This is a genomic window from Deinococcus pimensis DSM 21231, assembly GCF_000519345.1.
GTDB classification, from domain to species: Bacteria; Deinococcota; Deinococci; order Deinococcales; family Deinococcaceae; genus Deinococcus_A; species Deinococcus_A pimensis.
The window spans coordinates 5,760-9,187 of the sequence record NZ_KI912659.1 but is presented as its reverse complement, the minus strand read 5'-3'; the positions used below and the strand labels follow the sequence as shown (position 1 = coordinate 9,187).

Below are 3,428 nucleotides of genomic sequence, written 5' to 3'. Positions count from 1 at the left end.
CGAAGTCGCCACGGCCGCTGGGGGCGCCGCCGAGGGCGCGGCGACGCGAGAGGCTCGCGCGCTGCTCCACGGGGTCGATGTTGAGGATCACGGCCTCGATCTCGTCGCCCTTCTTGAAGAGGTCGGCGGGGTTGTTGACGCGTTCGAGCGCGAGCTCGGAGATGTGGATGAGGCCTTCGATGCCTTCCTCGATCTCCATGAACACGCCGAAGTCCGTGATGCCCGTGACCTTGCCCTTGACCGGCGTGCCGGGCGGGTAGCGGTCGGGGAGGGCGCTCCACGGATCTTCGCTGGTCTGGCGAAGACCGAGGGAGATGCGGCGCTCCTTCGGGTCGATGCGCAGGATGACCGCCTCCACCTCGTCGCCCTCCTTGAGGAGTTCGTTGGGGTGGCGGACGCGCTTCGTCCAGCTCATCTCGGAGACGTGCACGAGGCCTTCGAGGCCCGCCTCGATCTCCACGAACGCGCCGAAGTTGGTCAGGTTGGTGACCTTGCCGCTGACGCGCTGGCCGATCGCGTACTTCTCGACGGCGCTCTGCCACGGGTCGTTGGACAGGCTCTTCATCGAGAGGTTGATGCGCTCGCGCTCGCCGTCCACGTCGATGACCTGGACCTGGACCTTGTCACCGACCTTGACGACGTCGCGGGGGTGGTTGAAGCGGCCGTAGGTGAGCTCGCTGCGGTGCACGAGACCGTCGATGCCGCCGAGGTTGACGAACACGCCGAAATCGGTGATCTCGACGACTTCGCCCTCGAAGACCTCGCCGGGCGCGAGGCGGTGCATGGTCTCCTCGCGGGCCTCGGCCTTCTTGGCCTCGAGGATCGCGCGGTGCGAGATGATCACGCGGTTGCGCTTGCGGTTGAGCTCGATGAGCTTCACGCGCAAGGGCTTGCCGACGTACGGGTCGAGGTCGTTCACGCGGCGCGTGTCCACCTGCGAGGCGGGCAGGAACGCGCGGATGCCCTCGATCTGGGCGACGAGACCGCCGCGGACCTTCTCGGTGATGTCCACCTCGAAGGCTTCGTCACGGGTCTGCAGGTCGGCCAGCACGCGCCAGCCCTTGTCCTGATCGGCGCGCTTCTTGCTGAGCACGATCACGCCGTTGGGAATGTCGGCGCGCACGACGTACGCCTCGACCTTGTCCCCCGGCTTGAACATCGCCTGGGCCTGCTCCATCGTGATCGGCTCGTCGGCGATCTGGGAGAAGGGAATGACACCCTCCACCTTCGCGCCGACATCCACGGCGATGCCCTCGTTCCCGATGAACACGACCGTGCCCTCGACCACGTCGCCGCGGTTGACCTCACGCACGCCGGGGACGTTCTCGGCGGCGAGGACGTCCTCCATGGTCATGGCCGGGTATTCGGTCTCCTCGGCCTGCGCGCGGGTGTTCACCGTAGGAGTGGGAGTGCTGGTCGTGCCCGTGCTGGTCTGCTCGGGCTGAGGGGCCCCGCCTTCGGCGGCGGGGGTCGGGGTAGCCTGGTCTTCCATCAACTGAAATCCTCCTGTAGCTCGCGCATGCGCGAGGCAACATCTCATTGTAACACCGCAGAGCGTGCCTTCACAAGCGCGAATTTCTGGACCGGGCACAACCGTGGGCGCAGCTCCGGCGCCAGGCCGCACTTGACGAGTCGGGAAGGCGCCGCTATACTTCCTTCCGCTGAGACCCGAGGCGAGCCGAGGGGGCAGGCGACCACAGTGGTGGGGCATCGTCTAACGGCAGGACTACGGTTTCTGGCACCGTCAATCAAGGTTCGAATCCTTGTGCCCCAGCCAGATGAGCTCGGCGGACCTTCGGGTCCGCCGAGCTTCCTTTTGGTTCCTGCTTCCTCGCGGACCTCGCGCTATGAAAAGTAAAGTGCTTGTGGAACCATCCCGGCGCCCCAACCCTGTTAACCTACGTTCATGACGGCACAGACGCAGTACGACGTGGTCATCGTGGGCGGCGGCCCCGCCGGACTCACCAGCGCCATCTACACCGGCCGCGCCAACCTCCGCACCCTCGTCCTCGAGAAGGGCCAGCCCGGCGGCCAGATCGCCCAGACCGAGGAGGTCGAGAACTACCCCGGCTTCCCCGACCCCATCAGCGGCATGGAGCTCAGCCAGCGCATGGTCCAGCAGGCCGAGAAGTTCGGCGCCCGCCTCGAGATGGACGAGGTCGAGACCATCACCAGACAGGGTGACCGCTTCCTGATCAAGGGCTACGAGGCCACCTACGAGGCGCGCGCCGTCATCATCGCCACCGGCGCCAACCCCAAGCGGCTCGGCGTCACCGGCGAGGACCTCTTCTGGGGCCGCGGCGTCAGCACCTGCGCCACCTGCGACGGCTTCTTCTACCGCGGCAAGCACGTCGTCGTGATCGGCGGCGGGGACGCCGCCGTCGAGGAGGGCCTCTTCCTCACGAAGTTCGCCGAGACCGTCACGCTGATCCACCGCCGCGACTCGCTGCGCGCCAACAAGGTCGCGCAGGCGCGCGCCTTCGCCAACCCGAAGATGCGCTTCGTGTGGGACACCGTCGTCGACGAGGTGCTCGGCGGCGACGACGGTCTCGTGCGAGGCGTGCGGCTGCGCGACCTCAAGACGGGGGAGAGCTACGACCACCCCACCGACGGCGTGTTCGTCTTCATCGGACACGTGCCGAACACGGACTTCCTCGGGGACGTCGTGAAGCTCCGCGACGACGGGTACGTCGACGTCCACGACGAGATCCTCACCAGCACCGAGGGCGTGTTCGCGGCGGGCGACGTCAGCGACAGCGTGTACCGTCAGCTCGCCACCAGCGTCGGGGCGGGCACGCGCGCCGCGATGAGCGCCGAACGCTGGCTCGCCGAGCGCGAGCTCACCGAGGGCGCCTCCAGCGTTCCCGGCGCCACCGCCGAGACGTCCGTGGCGGCCACGCGAGGCTAGGCGCGCTATGGTGAGGCCGCCCCGCGCGCGGGGCGGCCTTCCTCATGACCCGATCCTCCCGGACCTCCCTGCCGCGCCTCCTCCTCGGACGCGCGCTCCGGCTCGCGCGCAGCCTCGACGCCCGTCAGGCCCGCCCCGACGACGCCTGGGCCGCCGCCCGCCTCACCCCCGGCGAGCGCGGCGTGTACCTCCGAATGGACCCGCGCGACCGCGAGCACGCCGTCCGCGTGGCCCGCCACCTCCTCGGCGACCACCCCGGCGCGTCCCCCGAGCTCGTCGCGGCGGCCCTGCTGCACGACGCGGGCAAGAGCGTCCGCCGCTACCGCGTCGTCGAGCGCGTCCTCGTCGGGCTCGTCCCGGAACGCCTGTGCCGCGTCCTGCCCGGCGGCGCGCTGCGTGTCCGCGCCCGTCACCCGGAGATCGGCGCCCGCCTCCTGCGCGAGGCGGGCGCGCGGGGACGCGTCGCCGATCTCGTCGAGCGGCACCACGCGTGGGGCGGCGACGCCGAGGCGGCCCTGCT

Annotated in this window: 3 protein-coding genes and 1 tRNA gene; 3 read left to right on the top strand and 1 reads right to left on the bottom strand. The window is 69.5% G+C overall.

What is annotated here, in order from left to right; genetic code table 11:
• On the bottom strand, positions 1 to 1,492 hold a 1,492-nt coding region (locus DEIPI_RS0116870), incomplete at its 3' end, for a 30S ribosomal protein S1 (RefSeq protein WP_027482536.1).
• Between the two features lie 211 nt (positions 1,493 to 1,703).
• On the opposite strand from DEIPI_RS0116870, the gene DEIPI_RS0116865 reads away from it, so the two are divergent.
• From DEIPI_RS0116865 to DEIPI_RS0116855, 3 genes are all read left to right on the top strand, one after another.
• Positions 1,704 to 1,777: transfer RNA gene (locus tag DEIPI_RS0116865), tRNA-Gln, on the top strand.
• 129 nt (positions 1,778 to 1,906) lie between these two features.
• Positions 1,907 to 2,908 (top strand): thioredoxin-disulfide reductase, encoded by a 1,002-nt coding sequence (trxB, locus tag DEIPI_RS32065; RefSeq protein ID WP_045234570.1) that lies wholly within the window; start codon positions 1,907 to 1,909, stop codon positions 2,906 to 2,908.
• Between the two features lie 44 nt (positions 2,909 to 2,952).
• A partial coding sequence (locus DEIPI_RS0116855) for an HD domain-containing protein (RefSeq protein WP_027482535.1) occupies positions 2,953 to 3,428 on the top strand: 476 nt, incomplete at its 3' end.

What these genes read in the sequence shown, in the direction of transcription:
- trxB (WP_045234570.1), top strand. Translation starts at nt 1,907, where the DNA reads ATGACGGCACAGACGCAGTACGACGTGGTCATCGTGGGCGGCGGCCCC.